This window comes from Bradyrhizobium sp. NBAIM14, from assembly GCF_020193895.1.
GTDB lineage: Bacteria > Pseudomonadota > Alphaproteobacteria > Rhizobiales > Xanthobacteraceae > Bradyrhizobium > Bradyrhizobium yuanmingense.
The window spans coordinates 113,526-136,954 of the sequence record NZ_JADYVQ010000011.1 but is presented as its reverse complement, the minus strand read 5'-3'; the positions used below and the strand labels follow the sequence as shown (position 1 = coordinate 136,954).

18 protein-coding genes and 2 riboswitches are annotated in these 23,429 nt (G+C 65.7%); of the genes, 2 read left to right on the top strand and 16 right to left on the bottom strand.

Annotation, left to right across the window (positions count from 1 at the left end):
• Nucleotides 1–12: 12 nt before the first annotated feature.
• From I6F28_RS24190 to hydA, 5 genes are all read right to left on the bottom strand, one after another.
• Nucleotides 13–1,632 carry an ABC transporter substrate-binding protein gene (locus I6F28_RS24190; RefSeq protein ID WP_225141408.1) on the bottom strand — a complete coding sequence of 540 codons (1,620 nt, stop codon included), beginning with the start codon at nucleotides 1,630–1,632 and terminating at the stop codon, nucleotides 13–15.
• Between the two features lie 118 nt (nucleotides 1,633–1,750).
• Nucleotides 1,751–3,187: an NAD(P)-binding domain-containing protein gene (locus I6F28_RS24185; protein WP_225141406.1), complete on the bottom strand. Its 1,437-nt coding sequence runs from the start codon at nucleotides 3,185–3,187 to the stop codon at nucleotides 1,751–1,753.
• On the bottom strand, nucleotides 3,184–3,933 hold the full coding sequence (locus tag I6F28_RS24180) for an SDR family oxidoreductase (protein ID WP_036023565.1): 750 nt from the start codon (nucleotides 3,931–3,933) through the stop codon (nucleotides 3,184–3,186). The genes I6F28_RS24185 and I6F28_RS24180 overlap by 4 nt, the downstream gene beginning before the upstream one ends.
• A 1-nt stretch (nucleotide 3,934) precedes the next feature.
• On the bottom strand, nucleotides 3,935–4,909 hold the full coding sequence (locus I6F28_RS24175) for an NAD-dependent epimerase/dehydratase family protein (RefSeq protein WP_036023563.1): 975 nt from the start codon (nucleotides 4,907–4,909) through the stop codon (nucleotides 3,935–3,937).
• A 16-nt stretch (nucleotides 4,910–4,925) separates the two neighbouring features.
• Nucleotides 4,926–6,395 carry a dihydropyrimidinase gene (gene hydA / locus I6F28_RS24170; protein WP_225141404.1) on the bottom strand — a complete coding sequence of 490 codons (1,470 nt, stop codon included), beginning with the start codon at nucleotides 6,393–6,395 and terminating at the stop codon, nucleotides 4,926–4,928.
• Nucleotides 6,396–6,451: 56 nt separating this feature from the next.
• Here hydA and I6F28_RS24165 point away from each other — a divergent pair, with 56 nt between their 5' ends.
• Nucleotides 6,452–7,114 (top strand): aspartate/glutamate racemase family protein, encoded by a 663-nt coding sequence (locus I6F28_RS24165; protein WP_225141402.1) that lies wholly within the window; start codon nucleotides 6,452–6,454, stop codon nucleotides 7,112–7,114.
• Here I6F28_RS24165 and I6F28_RS24160 read toward each other — a convergent pair.
• From I6F28_RS24160 to I6F28_RS24125, 8 genes are all read right to left on the bottom strand, one after another.
• Nucleotides 7,111–7,770 carry a flavin reductase family protein gene (locus tag I6F28_RS24160; protein ID WP_225141400.1) on the bottom strand — a complete coding sequence of 220 codons (660 nt, stop codon included), beginning with the start codon at nucleotides 7,768–7,770 and terminating at the stop codon, nucleotides 7,111–7,113. The two genes, I6F28_RS24165 and I6F28_RS24160, sit on opposite strands and share 4 nt — an antisense overlap.
• Before the next feature lie 4 nt (nucleotides 7,771–7,774).
• A complete protein-coding gene (locus I6F28_RS24155) occupies nucleotides 7,775–8,707 on the bottom strand; it encodes an N-carbamoyl-D-amino-acid hydrolase (RefSeq protein ID WP_225141398.1) in 933 nt (310 codons plus the stop codon).
• 103 nt (nucleotides 8,708–8,810) lie between these two features.
• Nucleotides 8,811–10,493: a long-chain-fatty-acid--CoA ligase gene (locus I6F28_RS24150; RefSeq protein WP_225141396.1), complete on the bottom strand. Its 1,683-nt coding sequence runs from the start codon at nucleotides 10,491–10,493 to the stop codon at nucleotides 8,811–8,813.
• Entirely contained in the window at nucleotides 10,490–11,785 is a 1,296-nt protein-coding gene (locus I6F28_RS24145) for an aminotransferase class III-fold pyridoxal phosphate-dependent enzyme (RefSeq protein ID WP_225141394.1), read from the bottom strand. Before I6F28_RS24145 ends, I6F28_RS24150 begins: the two co-directional genes overlap by 4 nt.
• A gap of 10 nt (nucleotides 11,786–11,795) precedes the next feature.
• Entirely contained in the window at nucleotides 11,796–13,376 is a 1,581-nt protein-coding gene (locus I6F28_RS24140; protein ID WP_225141392.1) for a hydantoinase B/oxoprolinase family protein, read from the bottom strand.
• Complete coding sequence (locus tag I6F28_RS24135) at nucleotides 13,373–15,382, bottom strand: hydantoinase/oxoprolinase family protein (RefSeq protein ID WP_225141391.1); 2,010 nt, start codon at nucleotides 15,380–15,382, stop codon at nucleotides 13,373–13,375. The genes I6F28_RS24140 and I6F28_RS24135 overlap by 4 nt, the downstream gene beginning before the upstream one ends.
• Before the next feature lie 463 nt (nucleotides 15,383–15,845).
• Nucleotides 15,846–17,282 (bottom strand): PepSY domain-containing protein, encoded by a 1,437-nt coding sequence (locus I6F28_RS24130; protein ID WP_225141390.1) that lies wholly within the window; start codon nucleotides 17,280–17,282, stop codon nucleotides 15,846–15,848.
• 12 nt (nucleotides 17,283–17,294) lie between these two features.
• Nucleotides 17,295–19,652 (bottom strand): TonB-dependent receptor, encoded by a 2,358-nt coding sequence (locus I6F28_RS24125; protein ID WP_225141389.1) that lies wholly within the window; start codon nucleotides 19,650–19,652, stop codon nucleotides 17,295–17,297.
• A 113-nt stretch (nucleotides 19,653–19,765) separates the two neighbouring features.
• Nucleotides 19,766–19,968, bottom strand: a riboswitch (cobalamin riboswitch).
• A gap of 72 nt (nucleotides 19,969–20,040) precedes the next feature.
• Here I6F28_RS24125 and I6F28_RS24120 point away from each other — a divergent pair.
• A complete protein-coding gene (locus tag I6F28_RS24120; protein WP_225111830.1) occupies nucleotides 20,041–20,613 on the top strand; it encodes a histidine phosphatase family protein in 573 nt (190 codons plus the stop codon).
• A 6-nt stretch (nucleotides 20,614–20,619) separates the two neighbouring features.
• Here I6F28_RS24120 and cobT read toward each other — a convergent pair whose 3' ends face one another.
• Genes cobT through I6F28_RS24105 form a run of 3 tightly spaced genes read right to left on the bottom strand, consistent with a single transcriptional unit; the run spans nucleotide 20,620 to nucleotide 23,150 of the window.
• Nucleotides 20,620–21,672: a nicotinate-nucleotide--dimethylbenzimidazole phosphoribosyltransferase gene (cobT, locus tag I6F28_RS24115; protein ID WP_225141388.1), complete on the bottom strand. Its 1,053-nt coding sequence runs from the start codon at nucleotides 21,670–21,672 to the stop codon at nucleotides 20,620–20,622.
• A gap of 5 nt (nucleotides 21,673–21,677) precedes the next feature.
• Nucleotides 21,678–22,427 carry a precorrin-6A synthase (deacetylating) gene (gene cobF / locus I6F28_RS24110; RefSeq protein ID WP_225141387.1) on the bottom strand — a complete coding sequence of 250 codons (750 nt, stop codon included), beginning with the start codon at nucleotides 22,425–22,427 and terminating at the stop codon, nucleotides 21,678–21,680.
• A gap of 45 nt (nucleotides 22,428–22,472) precedes the next feature.
• Entirely contained in the window at nucleotides 22,473–23,150 is a 678-nt protein-coding gene (locus I6F28_RS24105) for an energy-coupling factor ABC transporter permease (protein WP_036023541.1), read from the bottom strand.
• A gap of 37 nt (nucleotides 23,151–23,187) precedes the next feature.
• Nucleotides 23,188–23,406, bottom strand: a riboswitch (cobalamin riboswitch).
• Between the last annotated feature and the right edge of the window lie 23 nt (nucleotides 23,407–23,429).

Sequence of the window (23,429 nt, the reverse complement as noted above, 5' to 3'; positions counted from 1 at the left end):
TCGCCGCGGATGTCACTTGCGGCTGACATCGCGATAGTCCACCTGGCGGTGGAACTCATAGGTGTAGCCTTCGATCGACGGCGCCATCACCGCGTCCTGATTGGGCTGCCACAGCATGATCTGCGGCATCAGGTCGACATGCATCGCGTTGAGCTTGCGGCCGGCTGCCTCGTACTTGGCCTTATCGGGCTCGAAGCGGGCCTCCTGCGCAATCGCGGCAAGGTCCGGATTGTTGATCGAAGAGTAATTCCAGCGCTGAGTGCCGGTGTAGAAGTTGCGGTAGAAATAGTCGGTCGACGGCAGCCAGGCGACGATGCCTTCGGTGAAGAACGGCAGCTTCTTCTCGTTGATCTGCGTCGACATCTGCGCGTCCGGCAGCTTCTGGATGTCGACCTTGATGCCGATCTTGCCAAGAGACTCCTTGACGAGAGCGGCCATCGGCTCGGCCGTCGCGGCCTGGCCGACATTGAAGCTGAAGGTGGTCGAGAATCCCTCGGGAAGACCGGCGGCCTTGAGGTACTCCCTGGCCTTGTCGAGATCGAGCTTCAGCGGCTGCTGGAACGGATAGATGCCGTTCAGCGGCTTGCCGTCCGGCCAGGTCGCACCGAACAGCGGGGCACCACGGCCGAACAGGGCCGCCTTGAACATGTCCTCATAGGGCAGCGCGGAAGCGATGGCGCGGCGGACATTGACGTTGTCGAAGGGCGGGATCTGGTTGTTCATCGAGACGTAGGTGACCGCATTGTATTGCGGCGTCGAGATTACCTTGAGCTTGCCCTTGGCCTCCAGCGACTGCACGTCGCTCGCCTGCAGGTCGAGCACGAGATCGGCATCGCCGCGCTCGACGAGGTTCGCGCGGGTCGCCGGCTCCGGCACCGACTGCACGATGACGCGCTTGAAGAACGCCGGCTTGCCCGGCGATCCGCGGTTCCAGGCCTCGTTGCGCTTGATGATCACCTGCTCGCCCGGCTTGAAGCTCTCGACCGCATAGGCGCCGCTGCCGGCGGTGTTCTCCTTCAGCCAAGCCGTGGCCCAGGGATCGTCAGGCGTGGCGTGCTGTTTCGCCACTTTCGAGTTGATGATCATCGGATAGACGGTGGCAAGATTAGGCAGCGCAAGCTTGTCGGGTTTTGGCAGCGTCACCTCGATGGTGAGGGGATCGATCACCTTGAACTGATCGGCCGAGGTCAGCGAGCCCGTGAGCAACTGCGCCTTGCCGAGGATCGGCGCCGTGACGCAGCGGTCGAGCGACCACTTGACATCCTCGGCCGTAACAGGCGAGCCGTCCTGGAACTTTGCATCCTTGCGCAGGCGGAAGGTGATCTTAAGGCCGTCAGGACTGACGTCATAGGATTCGGCGAGCTCGCCGGTGATCGTGTCGAGGTCGAACACCCATTTGCCGTTGAGCTGCTTGCGGCCGAATGCCACCAGCCGGTCATAGGTGCTCATGCTCAACGCGAAGGATTCGCGGGTCGAGCCGGGGATGTTGGGATCGAGCGTGTTGACGGAGGCGCCGGTGACGTAGCGCAAGGTCTCTGCCCTGGTTTGCGCTTGCGACGGCGCAGTGGCGATGAGCAGCAGCGCAGTGGTAGCGAGAACTGAGGTCGCCAGTCTGAAAGACACAAAACGCATTGGTTTTTCCTGAATTTCGAACGAGAACGCCAGCAAGGCAGGTTCAGAAGGAAGCAAGTTGCGCGCCAGTCCGATCGGACATTTCGAGGGACGCGAGGTCGCGACGGCGCATGGGTGATCACAGCGATTCCCCCATTTCTCGCGCATGACGCGTCACCACGGCCTGCGGCACGTCATAGGCGCTGAGCGAATCCCAGTGCCGTTCGACATCGGCGCGAAACAGGCCGCGCGTCAGGCCGTGGACCAGCTTTGGAACGGCGGTCGTCATCGCATTGATCGACGACCCCGACGGACCGAAGCTCATGGTGGAGGCGATGGCGAACAGATGGATGTCGGCGATCCACGGCGTCGTTCCCGGCTCGCGCTCGGTGAAGGCATAGTCGTCGGCGAGATAGGGAAAGCGGCCGAGCCGTTCGTTGCGTTCGTCTTCCGGCGGCTGGTAGCGGTCGGCCCAGGTCGCGATGTTGCCGGCACATTGGGCGAGCTCGCCGCGGCCGGCAAAGTCCATGTCGATGCCGGTGCCGCAGATGACGAAATCGGCGGTGATGGCGCCGCGCGGCGTCTGGAGTTCAACGCCGTTATCAGTCTTGCGCGCGGCTTCGACCGGCGCGCCCTCGTGCAGTGTGAAGTTGGCGTGACGCGCGCAGCGGTCATAGGTCGGCTGCGGAAATCCTTCCCGCATCTCGAGGATCTTGCGCATGAAGCGCCAGCGCCAGGCATCGTCGAGATCGCTGAGATGGCGCAGGAAGCCGCGAAAGGTCAGCCAGCGATAGGGCTGGATCACCTGGATCTGAGCGCGTCGGCACAGCAGGCGCACTTCAGCGGCACCGGCCTCCAGCGCAGTCGCCGCATTGTCGAAAGCGGAGGCGCCGGCACCGATCACGGCGACGCGCTTGCCGCGCAGGCTTTCGAAATCGATGTCGTCGGCGACGGTTGCAACAGAGCTCGCCGGCAGATGCACCAGCTGCTCCGGAATCATCCAGCCGCCCATGCCCTCCTGCCCTGTCGCCAGCACGATTTTGCGGGCATAGAGCGTTTCGACCTCTGCTGCCCGTTTCACGCGCGCAGCGAGCAGGCCGTCAGCCGCCGGCGCGATCTCCTTGAGCTCGCAAGCGTTGCGCACCGGCAAGCCGACCGCGCGCCGCAGCCAGAGCAGATACTCCGCCCAATGCTCGCGCGCGATCAGGCCGAGCTCCTGCCAGCTCGCCTTGCCGAAGCGGGCCTCGTGCCAGGACTGGTACGTCAGGCCGGGGATGTCGAGGTCGGGCCCGGTGTAGTCCTTCGGGCTGCGGAGCGTCGGCATCCGGGCGTAGGTGAGCCACGGGCCCTCCTTGCCCTCTTCGGCCTTGTCGATCAGCAGGATGTTGCTGACGCGCGAGCGCAGCAGGCCGAAGCCGATGGCGATGCCGGACTGGCCGGCGCCGACGATGAGAACATCCAGCGCCGGCTTGCCGTCTGGCCCCGCTTTCGGTTCGAGCCACGCCGCGCCGGGATGCGCGATCCGAGCGAGATCGGCGTGAATGTCGGCTTCGAGCTGGGTCAGCGTCTCACTCATGCGGCGAGCCAGCCTCCGTCGACCACCATCACGGTGCCGGTCGTGAACGACGAGGCATCGCTCGCGAGATGCAGTGCGGTTTGCGCGATCTCCTCAGGCACGCCGAAGCGCTTCATGGCGTGGCGGTTGCGCGAGGCCTCGCGCACTTGCTCGGAATTGGCGTGCCGGGCAAAGCTGCGGCGAAGCATCGGCGTGTCGATTGCGCCGGGCGCGATCGCGTTGACACGGATGCCATCCGTTGCGAAATCCACCGCCATGGTCCGCGTCAGGCTGATGATCGCGCCCTTGGCCGCGATATAGGCGCTGTTGCCCTTGCCGCCGGCAATGGCGAGCTGCGATGCCAGCGTGATGATCGAGCCGCTGTTCTGCCGCTGCATCTGCGGCACCGCAGCCCGCGCCCACAGCCAGGTGCCGCCGACATTGGCGCGGAACACCGCATCCCAGTCGTCCAGGCTCGTGGTCAGCACCGTGCCACCACAGGAGAAGCCAGCCGCGGTCATGAGGATATCGAGCCGACCATGCCGGGCCACGACGTCGCCGACGACGGTTTCGGCGAATGCGCCATCGCCGACGTCGCCGATATGCGTCGTCGCTTCGCCGATAAGGCTCAGCGTTTCCTCGAGGCCCGCGGCGTCACGATCGACCAAAGCAAGGCGCGCGCCCTCCTCCGCGAACAGTTTTGCGCTGGCGCGGCCGATGCCCGAGCCTGCGCCGGTGATGATGGCCGTGCGCCCCTGCAGCCGCATGTCAGATCCCCTCCCTGTGCTGCATCCACCAGGCGCTCATCGCGGCAGCTGACTCCGCACAGCCGAACCGCGCGCGCCAGCCGAATTCGTCGGCCATTCGCCTCACTGAGAGCGGCGCGCGATCGCCTCCATGAAGCTTGATGAAGGTCTTCTCGCCCGGCTCCGCCAGCCGACACTCCAGCCCGGGATGCAGGGCCGCAAAAGCCTCGCCCCATTGCAGCGCCGACCAGGCCGCGCCGCTGGAGATATTGTAGAGCCGATGGCGCGGCCGCTCGGCTTCGATCAGCACAGCCACGGCCTCGGCGGCGTCCGGCGCGTAGGTCCAATCCTTGATGCCTGGCGCCGGCAGCAGCGCCGGCTCGCTGCGCGCGAATGCGGCTAGAATCTGAAACTGGAGGCTTGGCGTATCGCGCACCTTCCCGATGCGTTCCCACGGACCGAACACTGCGCTTAAGCGCACACTCAGAAAATCGCCTCCCCACAACTCGGCAAGCCGCGCCACGGATCTCTCTGACGTGAATTTGCTGACGGCGTAGAAGGAGACGGGATCGCACGGCGTCTCCTCGTCCAATATCGGATAGCGTTGCCCCGCGGCTCCATAGGCAGATGCTGACGACAGATTGATCACACGCCGAACACCGCGGCGGATCGCAGCGCTCAGAATCGGGAACTGAGCCATCACATTGATCTCGAGAATGCTCGAGGTCGTGGACCGCTCGAGCTGATCCCCGGCAGTTATGGCAGCGCCAAGGACAATCGCGTCAAAGCCCTGCTTTACAAGCGTTTCGATCCTCTCGACGTCCGAGATCTCGCCCTGAATAATCGTGAGCCGCTCCCGGTAGTCGGCAAAGGATCGCTCCGCTCCAGCCGGCAGTTGCTTACGATCATACAGCGTCACCTCATGCCCGCGCGCGAGCAGCACCTCGGCGAGATTGAGGCCGACAAAGCCGGTGCCGCCGAAGATGACGATCCTCATCGCGCGCGATCCACCATCACAGCAGCTCTGCCCCAAAATTCCGTTCGGGATCCATGTCGGCGACGAGCCGGCCGGTCGGCCTGGCCGCCTCGCCGCCGCTGCGCGCGAGGAACTTTCCGCTGCCGGCGCTCGCGAGGCACTTGTCGCCCTCGATGATCACGCGGCCGCGCGAAAGCACCGACACCGGCCAGCCCTTCAGCTTGCGACCCGCGAACGGCGTGTAGCCGGCGAGGTCGTGCATCATCTCGTCCGCGATGGTGACCTCGCGGTTGGGATCCCAGATCGCGATATCGGCGTCGGCCCCGACGGCGATCGAGCCCTTGCGCGGGTGCAGGTTGTAGATCTTTGCCGGGGCGGTCGCGGTCAGCTCGACGAATTTCTCCAGGCCCAGCCGGCCCTTCGACACCATCGCGTCGAACAACAGCGGCAGCCGCAGCTCCAGGCCCGGCAGGCCGTTGGCGACCTGCTTGAAATTCGGATTGGGGCCGGCGCGCAGCTTGCCGGTCTCGTCGTAGCGATACGGCGCGTGGTCCGACGAGATGGTCTGGAGATCGCCGAGCGAGAGCGCCTGCCACAGCGCCTCCTGGTCGGCATGCGAGCGCGGCGGCGGACTGCACATCCACTTGGCACCCTCCGAGCCGGGCTTGTCGAGATCGCCAGCGGTCAGGAACAGATATTGCGGGCAGGTCTCGGCAAAGATCTTGAGCCCCTGCCCGCGCGCGTCGCGGATCACCTTGGCGCCTTCGGCGGTCGAGACGTGGAAGATCATGATCGGCTGGTCGATCAGCGCGGCCATGCCGATCAGCCGGGTGAAGGCTTCGGCTTCCGACACGCGGGCGTGGCTGACGGCGTGGTATTTCGGCATGGTGTAGCCACGTGCGAGCAGCCGCTTCACCATCCAGGCGATGATGCCGTGGTTCTCGGCATGGGCGCACAGCATCGCGCCGGACTGGCGCGCCGCCAGCAGGATGTCGAGCAGCGGCTCGTCATCGACCTTGAGGCGGTCATAGGTCATGAATATCTTGATCGAGGCATGGCCCTGCTTCACCAGCGCGGGAATGTGCTCCTCGACCGTCTCCTTGGTCGCGTCCGCAATAATCATGTGAAAAGCGTAGTCGATCACGGCGCCCTTCTTTGCCAGGGCGTGATAATCCGCGACGACCTCAGGCAGCTTCATGCCGACATGTTGAGCCGCGAACGGAATCACCGTGGTGGTGCCGCCGAAGGCGGCGGAGACGGTGGCGCTCTCGAACGTATCGGCGTTCATGATGCCGGCGGCCGACAGCTGCTCGATATGCGCGTGGCTGTCGACGCCGCCGGGCAGCACCAGCTTGCCGCGCGCGTCGATCTCGCGCTTTGCGGGCGGAAGCCCGCGGCCGATGGCCGCAATGGTCTCGCCGGAGATGGCGACGTCGGCCTCGAAGACGTCGGCCGTGGTGGCGACGCGGCCGCCGCGGATGATCAGGTCGTAAGCGGGTTCAGTCATGAGGCACTCCGTGATAGGCTCAAGGCACGTTCGCTAAATCTCGCAGGAAGATCATCATGTCCCGGCCGCGCATTCTCGTCATCAACCCGAACTCCAACCACAAGGTCACGCAGGGACTGGAGGACGCGTTGAAGCCGCTCGATTTCGAGGGCGGGCCCGAGGTGGTCTGCCAGACGCTGGCCGAGGGTCCGTTCGGCATTGAAAGCCAGGCGGACGCCGATAGCGTTGCGATCCCGCTGCGAAAGCTGGTCGAAAGCGACAACAGCTCGGCCGCCTTCGTCATTGCCTGCTACAGCGATCCCGGACTGCAGGTTTGCCGCGAAGGCACCGACCGCCCGGTGTTCGGCATCGCCGAGTGCGGCGTGCTGACGGCGCTTTCCCGCGCGGAGACTTTTGGCGTCATCGCGATCGCCCAGCGTTCGATCCCGCGTCACATGCGCTATCTCAGGCAGATGGGCCTGACCGACCGCTTTTCCGGCGAGCGGCCGCTGAACATGAGCGTCGCCGAAACCGCCTCGGGCGAAGGCACGCTCGCCAAGATGATCGAGATCGGCCGCACGCTGCGCGACGAGGACGGCGCCCGCGCCATCGTGATGGGCTGCGCCGGCATGGCCCGCCACCGCCGTGCGCTGGAAGACGCGCTGCGGATTCCCGTGATCGACCCGACGCAGGCGGCCGTCACGATGGCGCTGGGTACGGTGCAGTTCTCGGCTCACTAGGCGTCCTTCAGCTCTTTGGAATCCTGGCGCGCGAGCCATTGCGCATGGCTCTCGCGGACAAGAGCAAACGTGTCCCGCTGCGTGGTGTAGAGATTGCCGAACATGCGGCCGATCGGCCGATAGGCGTCGAGATCGACATACATGTTGGCGGTGTCGACTAGCCCCCCGCGGGCGTGAACCCGCACGACCTCGCCAACCAGCAGCTCGCGTTCCGGCGAGAAGGTCAGCACGACATGGCGCCGGCATTCCAGCGCGAAGGGCGCCGCGGCGAGACGCGGCACCTTCACGTCGACCGAAGGTAGCGTCGCCAGGCCCGTCGCGGCGACCTCGCTGTCGCCGGAGGGGAAATCGACCGCGCAGTCGTTCATCGCGCCCGACAGCGCCTCGTCGACCATGTGCACCACGAACTCGCCGTCGCGATGGATGTTGCGGGTGGTGTCCTTCGGCGAGTGATCCGGCTTGTGCTGCAGCCCGAGCACGATCAGCGCCGGACTTTCGGAGAACACGTTGAAGAAGCTGAACGGCGCGGCATTCACCGCCCCGTTCTCATCCAGCGTCGTCACCAGCGCGATCGGCCGCGGCACCACCACGCCGCACAGCAGCTTGTAGCGATCGCGCGGATCGAGTTCACGCAGGGATATGCCCTTGTCAGCCATGGCGTCACTTCTCCGGCGGCGGCACCGCGCCGGTCTGGCTGGTGATCAGACCGTAATGCTCGATGCGGCGATGCCGGGCGAAATCGAAGATCGTGGTCTTGCCGAAAGCCGTGGCATCGAGGTCGCAGGCGTGGACCAGCACCTCGTCGTCCTCCGTCTTGGCCTCGGCAACGATCTCGCCATTGGGATCGACGATCAGGCTGCCGCCGAACAGCGGGTGGCCATCCTCATTTCCGGCCTTGGCCACCGCGACCACCCAGGTCGCGTTCTGATAGGCGCCGGCCTGCACCGAGAGGCGGTTGTGGAACAGGCGCTTCTCGACGCCCTCCTCGCTCTTCTCGGCATTCACCGACGGCGTATTGTAGCCGATCAGCACCATTTCGACGCCCTGCAGGCCCATGACGCGATAGGTCTCGGGCCAGCGGCGGTCGTTGCAGATCGCCATGCCGATGATGCCGCCGAGCTCGCGCCAGACCTTGAAGCCGAGATCGCCCGGCTCGAAATAGCGCTTCTCCAGGTGCTGGTGCGAGCGCTTGCTGTCGTATTCCACATGGCCAGGCAGATGCACCTTGCGGTATTTGCCGACGATCCTGCCGGTTTTGTCGGTCAGGATCGCGGTGTTGAAGTGGTGGCCATCGGGCGTCAGCTCGGCATAGCCGAAATTCATCGCCATTCCGTGCTGCGCCGCGCGCTCGAACAGCGGCCTGGTCGCCGCGTTCGGCATTTCGCGCTCGAACCAGATGTCGAACTCGGCGCGGTCCTCGACGTACCAGCGCGGGAAGAACGTCGTCAGCGCCAGCTCGGGATAGACGATCAGGTCGGCACCCTTGCTCTTGGCTTCGTCCATCAGCGCGATCATGCGCTTGACCACCGCCTCGCGGCTGTCGGCTTTCTGAATCGGGCCCATCTGGGCGGCGGCGACATTGACGATGCGCATCAGCGAGTTCCTGGTGATGTCTGGGGGGAAGCGTCGGCTTGCAGGATCTTCCGCGGCGCCGAGCATAACGCGGCTCCGTGCCGATATTCCAGCCAAGCAGCTTTCATGCCGTCCGCCCCCATTCGGCATCCTGCAACAGCCGCCAGTTGATCTTGTTGCTGGCGGTGCGCGGCAGGGACTCGACGAAGACGACGGCGCGCGGCGCCTTGTAGCTCGCCATCGCGCTGCGCGCCCAGCCGACGATGTCGCCCTCCGACGTCGTCGCGCGCGCGGCGTCATCGAGCACCACTAGCGCCTTGACGGTCTCACCGCGATAGCCGTCCGGCGCGGAAACGATGCAGCATTCCCGGATGGCGCGGTTCTGGTACATCGCCGCCTCGACCTCGGCCGGCCACACCTTGAAGCCGCTGACATTGATCATGCGCTTGAGGCGGTCGACGGCGAAGAAATAGCCGTCGGCATCGCGATAGCCGAGATCGCCCGTGCGCAGGAACCGCTTGCCGTCCCGTTCGATGAAGGCTTCGGCATCCGCCTCCGGCCTATTCCAGTAACCCTGCAGCACCTGCGGCCCGTGCACGATGATCTCGCCGACCACATTGTCGTCGAGCTCGATCAGGCTCTCGGGATCGATCACCCTGGCGTCGATCTCGTGCACGGCGATGCCGAGGCACTGCCGCTTCGGCGCCGCCATCGGATTGAGGTGCGTCGGAGACATCGTCTCGGTCATGCCGTAGCCCTCGACGAAATCGAGCCCAAACCGCCCCTTCAGCCGTTCCGCGACGGCTGTCGGCATCGCCGCGCCGCCACCAGTCAGCACCTTGAGCTTCGCAAAACATTTGTCGCGGAAGCTGGCGCTGGCGAGCACATCCACGATCATGGTCGGCGCAGCGTTCCAGAACGTGACGCCATAGGTCTCGAACAAATCCGGCAGCAGATCCTTGTCCCAGCGCGCCATCAGCAGCAGCGTGGCGCCGGAGACGATGGCGGCATTCATCGAGCCCTGCATGCCCGCGACATGGAACAGCGGCATGAAGCCGGTCATCACGTCGCTGCCGTTGAGCCCATACCAGCGCGCTTGCAACACGGCGGTGAACAGCGCGCTGCGATGGGTGTGCATGCACGCCTTGGGCTTACCCGTCGTGCCGGACGTGTAGGGCAGGATCATCAGATCCGCCGGCCCCGCCTCCATCGCACCCGGCTGCAGGCCCTGCACTATCGCGGGCGACCACGAATACCAGCCCGGCGATGACGGCGGCTCCAACGGCGCCTCGGTCACGCATGATGGCAGTGTGTCGGGCGTCGCGGCTGGAACTTCGTCGCGGTATTGCGCGACAATCGCATGCGTAATCGCCTCGCCCACCAGCGGTGCAAACACATCGCTTAGCTCGCTGCCGATGATTGCAACCCTGGCGCCGCTGTCCACGGCGAGATACGCGATCTCGGCGGTCTTGTTCATGGGATTGACCGGCACGATCACGGCGTTCGCCCGCATCGTCGCATAGTAAGCGATGACGTATTGCGGCGAATTCTGCAGCGCGATCATGACGCGGTCGCCGCGCTTCACTCCGCAAACGCCTTGCAGAAAGCCGGCCATGGCATCGACCCGGTCGCGCAGCTCGGCGTAGCTCAGGCTCGCCCCGTAGAACATTGTGGCCGGATGCGTTGGCCGTTCACCTGCAGCGCGCGCCAGCGCGTCGTAGAGCGTCCCCTCCGGCATCGCGAGATGCCACGGCTCATCCGCCGGCCAGGCCGGCGAACGACGAGGTGCTGCGTGGTCCGCGATCACCCGTGCTCCTTATCGGCAATTTCGAGGCCGTGGTCGAGCGCATCGAGCAGCAGCGTCGCCTCGCGCTCGGAGATCACCAGTGGCGGCGCCAGGAACAGCGAGGTCTGCTCGCCGCTGGTGCCGATCACGGCTCCGGCTTCCAGTGCGCGCTCCGCGACGCGCGAAGCGATCGGCACCTCGGTGGTGTCGGCATGCCAGCTGCGCCAATCCGGGCCATGCAGCTCCACCGTCCAGTGCAGCCCCTGCCCGGCCACGCGCTGCACGCTGGGGTGCTTTTGCGCTATTGCGAGGAGGCGGCGGGTGAACAGCTTCTCTAGATTGTGCACGTGGTCCAGAATCCTGTCCTCACTGATGACCTTCAGATAAGCGCTCACCGCCGCCATGCTAATCGGATGGCCACGCAGCGTGCCGTAGTTCTGCCAGCTCGTGCCCTTCAGCCGCTCGACGATGTCTTTGGACACCACGACAGCGGCCACGGCCGCCGCGCCGCCGCCGAGCGACTTTCCGAGCGTCACGATATCGGGCCGGCTCTGCGCGCCCTGGAACGCGAACCAGCGCCCCGCGCGGCCCGCGCCGGTGACGACCTCGTCCGCGATCCAGTAAGAGCCGGCCTGCCGCGCGCAGCGCGCGACCTCGTCCTGATAGGCCCCGTCGTAATAGATGCCGCCTTGCGTATAGTCGATGATCGTCGCCGCCGTGTCCGAGAGCAGGCGCGGGGCGTCCGCGAGATATTCGCTGGGCGGGGTGTTGATGGCCGGCGCGCCATAGATCGCCCCATCCGGCGCCGGCAGGATCCGCACCGGCGCCATCGGTGCCGGTAGTTTCGAGCCGCCGGCGTGCACCGCAAGGCCACCGTGCCATTGCGGCTGCACCGTCATGCTGCGCGACAGCCCGGTGATGCCGTGATAGGCGCGCTCGCGCGTTGCCAGCGCCGAGCGCTGTGTCAGCGCCTGGCAGAGCGACAGCGCCATGTCATTGGCCTCGCTGCCGCTGATGCAGAAGCGCACCGCGCCGACCCAGTCCTCTTCGCCCATGAAGGCGATAGCCATCAGATCGTCGGCGGCCTGCTCGCGGCCGACCCAGGTCCAGCCTTCGTTGACGACGGGCGTATCGGCCGCGCGGCGGATCGCCTCCACCATTGCAGGATGGCGATGGCCGAGACCGCCGCCGGTATTGCTGCCGTCGATCAGCTTGCGGCCATCCGCAAGATGAAAGTAGACGCCCTCGCCGCCGACCACGGCCATCGGCGCGGCCTCGCCCGCATTCAGCCCGGTTCGCAACAATCTGCTCATCGCCACTGCCTCACTCCGCCGGAACGGCGCCGTAGCCACCGCCACCGCACATCTCGATCGTGACGAGATCGCCTTGCTGCAACACCAGGTTCGACTTGCCGTCGATGGCGACGTTGGCGCCCTGCCGGACCAGCGAGATGCGGCAGGCCTTGCCGGGAGAGCCGCCCTGCATGCCCCACGGCGCCATCACCATGCGTTCGACGCAGGTGGTCAGGTGCATCGAGGGCGCCAGGATGCGGTAGGTGCGGACCGAGCCGTCACCGCCGCGATGCGCGCCCGCGCCGCCGGAATTCCGGCGGATGGCCTGCTGCTCGAGCCGGATCGCGTAATTCGCCTCGATCACCTCGACCGGCGTGTTCGAGGTGTTGGACAGATGCACGCGGGTCGCGGACGTGCCGGCCCGATCGTGCCGCGCGCCTTCGCCACCGCCATGGACTTCATAGAGCATCTTCCACGACCCGTTCGGCCGCGGCTCGGCGAAGAACAGCACACCCGCGGTGGTTGCCCCGCCCGCGGACAGGCGCTCGGGAATGGTGTCCTGCATGGCACGGAAAATCGCATCGACGATGCGCATGGAGGTCTCGTGATTGCCGGCGGCAACGGAGGCGGTCCAGCCGGGCTCGAGGATAGAGCCCGGGCGCGTGATGATGGTCAGAGGGCGCAGCGCACCGGCATTCTGCTGCATGTCGCGTCCGCTCATGATGCGCGCGGCATAGGCGACAGCCGAGCGCGCCATGAACGGCGTGGTGTTGCAGAAATTGGAGACGCGATCGCAGCTTCCGGAGAGATCGAAGGTCGCTTCATCGCCGCGAATGGTGATCTTCACATGGATCCGTGCGGGTGCGTTGTTCGCGCTGCCGTCGTCAAGATAATCCTCACCCTCGTAAACGCCATCAGGAAGATCGCGCAGCGCCTCGCGCATCTCAATTTCGGAGAGGTCGTGCAGACGCGACTGCACCGCCATGAAGACCGCCTTGCCATGCTCGCGGCAGAGCTCGACGATGCGCTTCTCGCCGGCCTTGGTCGCCGCGATCTGGGCAAGAAGATCGCCCTCGCAGGATTCGGCATCGCGGACATTGGCCTTGAGCAGCTGCACGATCGGCGCGTTGAGGCCGGCTGCGGTTGCGATCAGCACCGGCGGAATCCGCATCGCCTCCTGGAACGTATCGACCGCCTTGGCGAAATAGCTGCCAGGCCAGGTGCCGCCGATGTCTGGCCAATGCGCGAGGCTGACTGCAAAGGCGACGATCTCGCCGTCGAAGAAGACGGGACGCACGACCTTGACGTCGTTGAGATGATTGCCGCCAAGCGCGCCGACATTGTAGATGACGACGTCGCCGTCGTTCAGGCCATCGCGCGGCATCACCTTCAAGAGTTCGGGGATGGTGTAGGCCATCGCGCCGAGATGAATCGGAATGTCGCGGCCCTGCCCGACCAGGCCGCCGTGGCCGTCGGTGATCGCCGACGAGAGGTCGCCCGCCTCGCGCAAGAGCGGCGAGCGCGCCGAGCGCGTCATGACGAGGCTCATCTCCTCGGCCGCGGCGGAGAGCCCGTGCCTGATGACCTCGACGACGAACGGATCGAGCTTCATGCCGCCCTCCGCGTCAGGAACAAATTGCCTGATGTATAGGGCTTTGCCTGCCAGCCCGGCGGCACCACCACTGTCGACCAGGCGTCTTCGATGATGGCGGGACCATTGATGGTCTCGGTGAGCGAGGCGCGGTCGACGATCTCGGTTGCGATATCGTGGAAGCCGTCGAACGAGCAGGTGCGCGTGCTCATAGACACTGCCCTCGCCGCAGTCGCCGGCCGGCTGACAATTGTCGTCGACGGGCGACGCGCCTGCACCCGCACCGATTCGATGACGCAGGGCTCGCCGGTCGCATAGCCGAACAGCTCATGATGCCGCGTCAGGAAGTCCTGCTTCAGCCTGGCGACGTCGAGCGGCAGCGTGAAGGATACCGGAATGGCGTCGTTCTGCGCCGCGTAGCGCATCAAGGCCACCGGCTCGACCTGGATCTCGGCCTTCGCAACATTGTTGGCGAGAAGCGGCGCCGAGGCATCGGCAATCAGGGCCTCGATCCGTTCCGAGACGCGCGCGAGATCGATGCCGTCAAGGGCGGCGCGAAGGGTCTGCTGCTGCAGGAAGCTGAAATCGGCGGTGAGGCAGCCCAGCGCCGAGAATGCGCTCGAGGCACTGGGCACGACCACCTCCGCAATGCCGTAGAGATCGGCAAGGCCCGCGGCATGCATCGGGCCGCCGCCGCCGAAGGCCAGCAGCGTGCAATCGCGCCCGTCGATGCCGCGCTCGACCGTGACGCGGCGGAGCGCGCGGGCCATGGTCGCGTTCGCGACCTTGATGATGCCGAGCGCCGTCTCCGTCAGGCTCAGCCCGAGCGCGCGGGCAATCGGCGCGATGACGCGCTTTGCGGCCGCGATGTCGATGCCGATGCGGTCGCCAAGCTTGGTCTCAGGATTGAGATAGCCGAGCACCGCATTGGCATCGGTGATGGTCGGCTCCGTGCCGCCGCGGCCATAGCAGGCCGGGCCCGGCTCGGAGCCGGCGCTCTCCGGCCCGACCGTCAGCCCGCCGGGACCGTTGCGCACGATCGATCCACCGCCGGCACCGATCGAGTGCACCGCGAGCATCGGCTGGCGCAGCGGCTTGTCGCCGAGCATGCGGCCGTCGGTCATCTCGGCCTGGCCGTCGACGATCAGGCACACGTCCGTCGTGGTGCCGCCCATGTCGAAGGTCAGCATCCGCGCGCAGTCGAGCTGGCGCGCAATGCTGACCGACGCCGAGACGCCGGCCGCCGGGCCCGACATCGCCATCACCAGCGGACGCTGCTTCACCGCCGAAATCGGCACCATGGCGCCGGCGGAGTGAAACACCTGCAGGCCGGGCCCGATCGGCAGCCGCTGCTCCAGCTCGCTGAGATATTCCACCGCGATCGGCATCGCGGCCGCGTTGAACACGGTTGCCGAGGTTCGCTCATATTCGCGCGCCTCGGGATTGACCTCGTGCGAGAGCGAGACGTGGGCGACGACGCCCCTGAGCCGCTCGCCCAGCATCTTTTCATGCACCGGATTGGCATAGGCGTGAAGCAGGGCAACCGCGACGCTCTGCACGCCGGTCCCCTTCACCCACGCCACCAGACGTTCGACCTCCGCTTCCTCGAGCGCCTTCAGCACCCGCCCCTCATGATCGAGGCGCTCGGCGAGCCCAAAGCAGCGTTCAGGCGGCACCAAAGGCGGCGATTTCGGCGGAATGTCGAGCCGATAGAGATCGCGTCGGCGATAGCGGGCGATCTCGAGCACGTCGGCAAAGCCTTCGGTCGCGACCAGCGCCACCTTCGGCAGCCGGTTCTCGACGATCGCGTTGGTCACGCGCGTGGTGCCGTGGACGAAGCGCTTCACCTCGCTCTTGCGCAGGCCGACCGCCTCGATCGCCTCCAACATCGCCTGCACCGGTGCGACGGGGCGCGAAGGCACCTTCGCAATCCGCGCCTCCGCGGAATCGCGCCGTATCGCGATGATGTCGGTGAAGGTGCCACCGATATCGGTGCCGACCTCCCAATGATTGCCGGGATCGCTCATCTGCACAATCAGCTACGCGTGACGTTCATCATCATTCCCTGTCATGCCATCACGTGCGAGCGTGCGACAGAGCGATGGCCGCGGGATAGGGTCAGAGTTGTCGCAAACCAAAGCGCTAGCAAGCCACCGGCCTTGCGCGGCGCAGCATCGGCTGCACGTTTCCGTGCAGCGCTGCTCGCGCAGAGAGCAGAAGGCCGCGAAGTCAAAATGTGCAGCGCACCCTTGGATTCTTCGAGGCAAATAGAAGCGCCCGTTGCACTGCAATCGGATCGCACAAGGCCGTTTGTCTAATTTGCAGGCGATCGGTCGGCGGTGCGGGAGACAGCACTGACCAAGAGCTATGCACGCAGGTCGGCTCAGCCTCTCTTTATTGTACGGTCGGTAAGCGAGGACATCACCGGCCGCTGGTCGATAACCCGGCGCGCCGAACGGGTCGCGCCGGGTACGGAGATTTCGCGACTGGCTATGCGCTCGCCAGCCATGCCCGCAAGCGCCGCCAACCGATGACGATGCCGGTGATGGAGAACATCAGCCCGAGCGTACAGAGCCCGACAATGAGAGCGTCACGCAGCCGCGCATGAGCCAGCAGAATCGGGAAATCAAGCGTGTGCAGCGCACTGTAAAGCCAGCGATAGGCGCGGCGCGACGGGTCCAGTCTTTGCAGCAGCTTGCCATCGGCAGCATCGACATCGAACCAGAGATCGCCGCAGGTCGTCCGGTAGACGGGGGCCCCCGGAAGTGCGGATTGCGCCGGATAGTCGTCGTTGCCGGCGAGCAGGAACGGTGCGGCACAGCCGGTGCCAAGGCGCGCCGTCAGGCCGCCGATCTCCTGCCTATCCAGGTATGCCGCCGGTCCATCGCGCGGCGCGTCCCCTGCCCTGATCAACGCCTGACGGCCGAGACCAACCCGGTCGCGCCGATAGACATGGCCGTTGAAGGCGAACCATTCGACCTCGCGGGCCAACGGCGATATTGGCTGCGGATCGAGCGACGACGCGTCTCGCCAATCCGGGGCGGCATCGACCACGCCGGCCTCTGTCGGAGTCAGTTGCCCGCGCGAGAACAGGCGGCCGTGATCCATCGACAGCCAGCCGCTGAAGATCCAGCTCAGCACGAACACGGTCGCGACGAGACCGATGATGTGATGCAGGGCGTGCCAGCCCCGATAGGGCGACGAGAGCTGGCGTCCCCGCATTTTCACACGCACGATTCCGAGCACCGCACCAAGCAATGCCGCGATTAGGGCCAGCAGCGACAGCGTCCAGACCACGCCATCCCACAGCGCCCAGCTGCTGCGCAGAATTGTCGGATAGATCCAGTGCAGCACGCTGCCGGCCCAGTTCCACGCGCGCTCGCTGCGCGTCGTATCCAGGACGACTTCGCCGGTCAGCGACGAAACGTAGACCTCCGTTCCAGGGGCATCGCCGAGAGCGGCGCGAAACAAGGGGCGATGGCGATCAAAACCGTTCGGCACGCTCCATTGATCGTAATCCGACCGCGCGACGATCGCAGCGCGCACCGCCTCAAGCCCGCGCTGACGTGAATAAGCTTGCACGATGGTGAGCGCGACATCGGCTGATGTCACCGACGCGTCTCCTCCATCGGAGGCGCGAACCGCTCGCGAACCTATGGAGCCCGAGACGACGTAGACCGGTCCATCGCTCCGCTGGATCAGCCGAACACGCCTGCCATCGGCAATCCCGCTCGCCGCAACGGCGTCCGCGACCGAGATCCTCGTCCCGTCGCGATCGACCGGCACAAGTCCGGCAAATCGCTCCGCTTCCGTCAGCGACGGAAACGGGACGAAGTGCATGACGATCCCGCTCGCGAACCACATCGCGAACAGCAGACAGAACGCGATGCCGAGCCAGCGATGCGTGAGGACGATCGCGCTCATCATGCGCTCAAGGTCTCACCATTTGAACGCGGCCGATATTTCATAGGTGCGCGGCGCGCCCAGGAGGATCTGGTCCGGATAGAACGGATCGCCCCAGATCGCGTAGCGCTTATCAGTGATGTTGCGGACACGGAAGGTCAGGCGGGCCTGGTCGACCGCATTGAACGCCGTCTTGGGGATGTCGACGAAGGCGTAGACGTCGGCCACGGTGTAAGCCTTCATCGTCACGACGTTGGCGTCGGTGTTGTAGCGGTCGCCGACATGACGGCCGGTGATGCCAAGCTCTACCGGCCATGGTGTGAAGAAGCGATACGACGCGCCGGCATTGGCGACGATACGCGGCACGTTTGGCGGCGTGTTGCCGGAGAACGAGCCGCCGGCAAAATTGTAGTCGGCATAGCGCGCATCGACATAGGCGATGTTGCCCCACAGCCGCAGCGGCTCGATCGGGCGTATCGAGGCGGCAAGCTCGACGCCTTTCGACTCCTGTCGTCCGGCGATGTTGAGTTGCATGCCGCCGGCGGCCGCATAGACGTTCTTGCGCAGGACGTCGTAGGCCGAGAACGACCATTCCGCCCGGTTGTCCCAGAACAAGTGCTTGACACCGGTCTCATAGGTGCGCGCGGTGGTCAGATCGAGCGGCTGGGTGGGCGAGAGCAGGAAGATGTTGTTGGCTGCGACGTCGGCGCCGGTGGCGTATTGGCTGAAGAAGGTCAGGCCGGGAACGGCCTCCCAGGTGTAGCCGATGCGCCCCGTGACCGGCGCCCAGTCTTTCGTGAATGGAAAGCCCGCCTTCACGATCCCGTTCTTGTCGGTCGAATTGCGGTCGAGCCCGATATGCTCGACACGAAGACCGCCGATCAGCGCGAAGCTGCGCGTCAGCTTGAGCCTGTCCTCGAATGACAGCGCCTCGTTGTCGATGCGCGCGGTCTGCTGCTGCGTCGTGAGCAGGCCGTAGAAACCGCGGTTGGGGTCGACCAGCGAAACGGAATCGCCGGGAAAGTTTGCCGCGCCGGGCCTGACGAAATCGAGATAGCTCGACGACAGCGTCGTGACCAGCCGGTTGTCGAAGCCCGCAATATTTGTATCCCAGATCAGGTCGGTGATGTTGCCGACCAGTCGCTGACTGTGGGCGACATAGAAACGCTCGCGATCGACCAGGTTCGTGGTGGAATTGAACGCCTCGATCTCGTTATTGAACCAGGTCCGTTCCGCGCCATAGCCATAGGCCTGACTTTTCAGCGTGAGGTCAGGCGCGAGCTTCAGCTCGAAGCCGCCACGCAGCCACACTTCCTGCGCCACGTTGCGGTTATCGAGAACGTTGTAATTGGTGTTGAAGGTGCGGTCGTCGATGGTGACGGCACCGAGATTCGTTCCGTTGTAATTCGAGACGTAATTGCCGGAGACGATCCCCGTCGTCGCATGCGAACCGCTGAAGGCCACCGGCACCAGCGGCGCGCCCCAATAGGCCTTCGAGCGGTCTTCACGATATTCGACCGCACCCCAGATCCTGAGGCTGTCGGAAACACGGTAGTTGAGCTGGCCGGACGTGCCGAACGTCTTGACATTGGTGTCATCGGCAAAGCCGTTGAGGGCGGAACGGCTGATGTCGAAGCGATAGTCCAGGCCTTGCACATTGGTGCTGCCGCCGGAGCCGTAATGGGCACGGAACGAGTTCAGCGAATCCCAGGAGAAATTGGCATCGTTACGGACAGGTCCGGTGTGGGGCTGCTTGGTGACGAAGTTGATGGCACCGCCCGCGGCGCCCTCGCCCGAAATCAGCGAGGCCGGGCCCTTGAGGAATTCCACAGCCTCCAGATTGGCGGTATCCACGATCCGCGAGGTCATGTTCTGCGGACCGATCTTGATGCCGTTGTAGAGCGTGTTGATCTGGCTGTTGGTGAAGCCGCGCATGGAGAAGGCGGAAGGTTCGGCCGGGTTGTCGCCGGAGGTGACGCCGACGGCGCCCTGCGCCACCTCGGACACGGTGCGATAGCCCTGCTCGCGCATGGTTTCGGCGGAGACAACTTCGACGGTCGCGGGCGTCTGCCGCACCGTCAGGCCGAGCCGCGAGGCGCTTTCGGCAACGGCGTTGGAGTTGAGCGGCGTTTGCGGCGTCGAATCCGGCGTGACGGGTCTTGGCGCTGCGGATACAGCCGCCGGCCTGCGCGCTGCCGCGCGGCGCGCGCCCTGCGCCGTTCCTGCTGCCGGTTTGGCCGGCTTGCGTACCTGGGCGGGCGACACCTCGACGGGTGGCAGCGGCTCTCGGGCCTGCTGCGCCAGAGCGGCCGGCAGACCAAGAGCGGCAAAGGACGTGAACGCGGCGGAGGCAAGCAGGACGCGGCGCGGTCGTGCGATACGGATGGAAGACACAGGTGAAAACCTCGGTATGACGTCAGTGGCACGTCACAGCGAACGAGGTCTCACCTTTGGCCTTGCAGCCGTCCGATGAAGCAATGTCTGTACTCCCCGACCGACATCTTCGCGTGTGACCACGGCTGACGGCAGGTCTCCTGGCTCGCGGGTCGTGACCGCTTCGTCGCCTTCCCGGGACCGAGGACCCAGTGGCTCGTGACGAAGGATTCACCGCTTACAGTTGCGGGGGCAGCCGCGGCATTGGGGACAATTTTCCCCGCACCGCATTCCCTTTTCATTCCCTCTCGGGAAAACCGTCGCGAGCATCTAGGATTACCACCAAGACAGAGTCAATGTGCCAGTTGCGGCGTTGGGGCCACAGCAACCAACTTCCTTGGAGATGAGCATGGAAGGCGAGACCTTCCTCTGGTTGATCAGGCATGCGGCCGTCGCGGGCGTGCCCGGGACGATCCATGCGGCCGATGCGCGGGCCGACCTCGGCGATCACGCTGCATTGGCGGCCCTAAGGCAGCTGTTGCCCGCGGATCTCGCCGGCTATGCCAGCCCGTCGCGGCGCACGGTCGAGACGGCGCGCGCGCTGGGGCTCGAACCGGAGCTGATCAGCGAGTTTCGCGAGCAGGATTTCGGCGACTGGACCGGCCATCGGCATGACGAGCTCGCCGCGACCGGTGGCGAGGCCTACGCGCAGGTCTGGCGCGATCCGGCGCACGGACGGCCGCCGAATGGCGAGAGCTTTGCGGATCAGGTCGCCCGCGTCCGCCTGGGCCTGGCCCAGATTGGCGCAGGCTCCGCAGCACTGGTCGTCCATTCCGGCACCATACGCGCTGCGCTCTGCATCGCGCTCGATCTCACACCGGAAGCCGCGCTGCGCTTCGTCGTCGATCCGCTGTCGCTGACCCGGATCGACCGGCTGGCGGGCGGTTGGCGCGTCGTGTCGGTCAACCAGCGCGTGGCTTGAGCCGCATCAAGAAGACCGATCCGGCACATTGGCCTGCGCGAACGTCGCCATGCCATTGTGAAGTGCGCACGCCGAGCGCACCAGCGGCAGCGCGATGGCGGCGCCCGATCCCTCGCCGAGCCTGAGATCGAGGCTGATCAGCGGCTGCACGTTCAGCGCGCGCAACACCAGCCGATGTCCCTGCTCGGCCGATTGATGCGAAGGCAACAGGAACGGCTGGCAGGACGGGTTGAGGCGCACCGCCGTCAGCGCCGCCACCGAGACGATAAAGCCGTCGATCAACACGGGGATGCGGCGTTGCGCGGCCGCGATGATCGCACCCGAGATCGCCGCAATCTCGAGGCCGCCGACCGCGCACAGGATTTTTTCGGGTGACGCCCCCGCAACGCCGTGATGCGCGATCGCCGCATCGATCACCCGCACCTTGTGCGCGCGGCCCGACGCATCGACGCCGGTGCCGCTGCCCGCGATCTCGTCGGCACTCACACCGAGCAGGCTCGCAGCAATCGCTGCTGAGGTCGTGGTGTTGCCGATCCCCATCTCGCCGAAGATCAAGAGATCAGGCCGGCCGGCCTCGGCGCGCACCACCGCGCGCTGCCCGGCCTCGAAGGCGAAGGCCAATTCCGCCGGCGTGAGCGCGGCCTCGACACTGAAATCGCGGGTGCCGCTGCGCGGCTTGTCGGTGACGATTCCCGCGATCTGCGCCTCGGCCAGCGTGCCGGCGTCGACCACCTCGAGGCTCGAACCCAGCTCGCGCGCCAGCACCGAGATCGCGGCGCCACCGGCGGCAAAATTCGCCATCATCGCGATGGTGACGGCTTGCGGATAGGCCGACACGCCCTGCGCGACGATGCCGTGGTCGCCGGCGAAGATGATGATCGGCACCCGCGCGGCGCGCGGCTGCTCGGTGGCCTGCAAGCCCGCAAGCTCGATTGCGAGCTGCTCGAGCCGGCCGAGCGCACCGGTCGGCTTCGTCAGTTGCGCCTGCCGCGCAATGGCCGCCTCACGATGAACAGCGGAGACCTCTGGGCAGTTCTGGGTAACCCATTCGGGAAGCATGCTGCTCAACGCCTGCGTTTGATGATGTAGCTGTCCATGATCCAGCCGTGCCGCTCGCGTGCGTCCTGCCGCACGGCGGCAATGCGCGCGCCCAGTTCAGCCAGCGCGCCGGACATGATGATCTGATCGGGCATGCCGAGATAGGCACCCCACCAGATCTGCAGGCCTTCTGGATCCAGCGATTGGAACGCCGTGCCGCCATCGAGCATCACGACGACGGTGTCGACGCCCTGCGGCCAGCCGCCTTCGCGCAAGCGCCGCCCTGTCGTGACCAGGAACGGCTCGCCGATGTCGTTGAGCGGCAGCGCATGCGCCGCGCACAGCGCCTGGATCGAGGTGATCCCCGGCACGACCTCGATTGTCGGCAATGGATCGAGCCGCCGCGCAATGCGCAGCGAAGAATCATAGAGCGAAGGATCGCCCCAGATCAGCAGCGCGACCTTGCCCTCATCTTCGAGATGCCCAGCGATCGTCTGCGACCAAATCGCGGCCACCGCATCGTGCCAATCGTCGACGCCCTTGCGGTAGTCCGCCTCGGTCGCATCGCGCACGGGAAGATCGAATTCGGCGATGCGCGTCGTTTTGTTGGTGAGCACACCGGCGCAGATCGTTCGCCTGAGATCTGCGAGATCGGATTTCGCCGTTCCCTTGCGCGGGATCAGGATGAGATCGGCGGCGTTGATGGCGTCAACGGCGGCGCGCGTGAGCTGCGCGGGATCGCCGCAACCGATGCCGATCAGGGAGAGCGTTAGCATCGCGAGCGCGATGGGCGGCCACACCGGCGGCCCATCGCTGATCTCTTACGCCGCGTTGTGCAGGCGCGGGGTGACGAGGCCGGGCGCGGTGACGCCGCGCAGCGACTTCGCCAGCGCCAGCACCGCGAGATCGGCGAGCGGTTCGATCACGATCACCAGCGCATAAGCGGCAGCGAACGTCCCGACGCTGGCGAGATTGCTCATCGCAAAGCCGGAGCCATAGAGCGCCCAGAACGCCACCCATGCGATCACGCCGGCCTGGTAGGTCGTCGAAAGCGCCAGCGCCTGACCGTACTTCAAATCGACATAGGCGGTGTTGCGGGCAATGATCCGCTTGGCGATCGCCTGGATCGCGAACAGCGGCACCAGAAGCGTGGTGACGTTCATGCCGTATTGCGGCAGATCGACTGGCTCCAGCAGCATGCCCTGAAGCAGCAGGCCAAATGCAAGGCCGAAGGCGGCGGGCGCAGCACCAAAGAGCAGGAACAAGGTCGAGCCGAGGATGAAGTGCACCTCTGATACCCCAACCGGAAAGTGCGGCAGGATTTCGAAGAAGACGAAGACGAGAGCGGTGGTGGCCAGTGTCCGCGCCGCGAACGAGCCGGCGCCCTGCTCGCGCACGGTCTCGACCGCGAGCTTCAAGGCAACGCCGCCTGCGGCGATGCCGGTTGCGTAACTCAACACGAGCTTGGCGCCCGTCACGATCCCGGGTTCGATATGCATGGCTCAATTCCTTTCCGCCGTCACACCCGACGGCCTTGGCCTCAAAACGTGCACGGCCGGTCTCCTGGCTCGCGGTTCACTGGGTTCTCCGGCCTTCCCGGACCTTGCGGTCCAGTGGCGGTTCGGAGGCCCTCACCGCTTACAGTCGCGGGGGCGGCTGGGGTTTTGGGCGCCGCAACTGGGTCCGCCCATCCCCATTCCCGATTATGCTCCGGCGCTTTGCGCCGCGTCGAGCACCATGCCGCTCTTGTGTGCCCCTTTCGTATCGCGGGCGTCAAG

Coding starts and splice junctions, on each gene's coding strand:
- I6F28_RS24190 (WP_225141408.1), bottom strand. CDS start 1,632: ATGCGTTTTGTGTCTTTCAGACTGGCGACCTCAGTTCTCGCTACCACT.
- I6F28_RS24185 (WP_225141406.1), bottom strand. CDS start 3,187: ATGAGTGAGACGCTGACCCAGCTCGAAGCCGACATTCACGCCGATCTC.
- I6F28_RS24180 (WP_036023565.1), bottom strand. CDS start 3,933: ATGCGGCTGCAGGGGCGCACGGCCATCATCACCGGCGCAGGCTCGGGC.
- I6F28_RS24175 (WP_036023563.1), bottom strand. CDS start 4,909: ATGAGGATCGTCATCTTCGGCGGCACCGGCTTTGTCGGCCTCAATCTC.
- hydA (WP_225141404.1), bottom strand. CDS start 6,395: ATGACTGAACCCGCTTACGACCTGATCATCCGCGGCGGCCGCGTCGCC.
- I6F28_RS24165 (WP_225141402.1), top strand. CDS start 6,452: ATGTCCCGGCCGCGCATTCTCGTCATCAACCCGAACTCCAACCACAAG.
- I6F28_RS24160 (WP_225141400.1), bottom strand. CDS start 7,770: ATGGCTGACAAGGGCATATCCCTGCGTGAACTCGATCCGCGCGATCGC.
- I6F28_RS24155 (WP_225141398.1), bottom strand. CDS start 8,707: ATGCGCATCGTCAATGTCGCCGCCGCCCAGATGGGCCCGATTCAGAAA.
- I6F28_RS24145 (WP_225141394.1), bottom strand. CDS start 11,785: ATGAGCAGATTGTTGCGAACCGGGCTGAATGCGGGCGAGGCCGCGCCG.
- I6F28_RS24140 (WP_225141392.1), bottom strand. CDS start 13,376: ATGAAGCTCGATCCGTTCGTCGTCGAGGTCATCAGGCACGGGCTCTCC.
- I6F28_RS24135 (WP_225141391.1), bottom strand. CDS start 15,382: ATGAGCGATCCCGGCAATCATTGGGAGGTCGGCACCGATATCGGTGGC.
- I6F28_RS24130 (WP_225141390.1), bottom strand. CDS start 17,282: ATGATGAGCGCGATCGTCCTCACGCATCGCTGGCTCGGCATCGCGTTC.
- I6F28_RS24120 (WP_225111830.1), top strand. CDS start 20,041: ATGGAAGGCGAGACCTTCCTCTGGTTGATCAGGCATGCGGCCGTCGCG.
- cobT (WP_225141388.1), bottom strand. CDS start 21,672: ATGCTTCCCGAATGGGTTACCCAGAACTGCCCAGAGGTCTCCGCTGTT.
- cobF (WP_225141387.1), bottom strand. CDS start 22,427: ATGCTAACGCTCTCCCTGATCGGCATCGGTTGCGGCGATCCCGCGCAG.
- I6F28_RS24105 (WP_036023541.1), bottom strand. CDS start 23,150: ATGCATATCGAACCCGGGATCGTGACGGGCGCCAAGCTCGTGTTGAGT.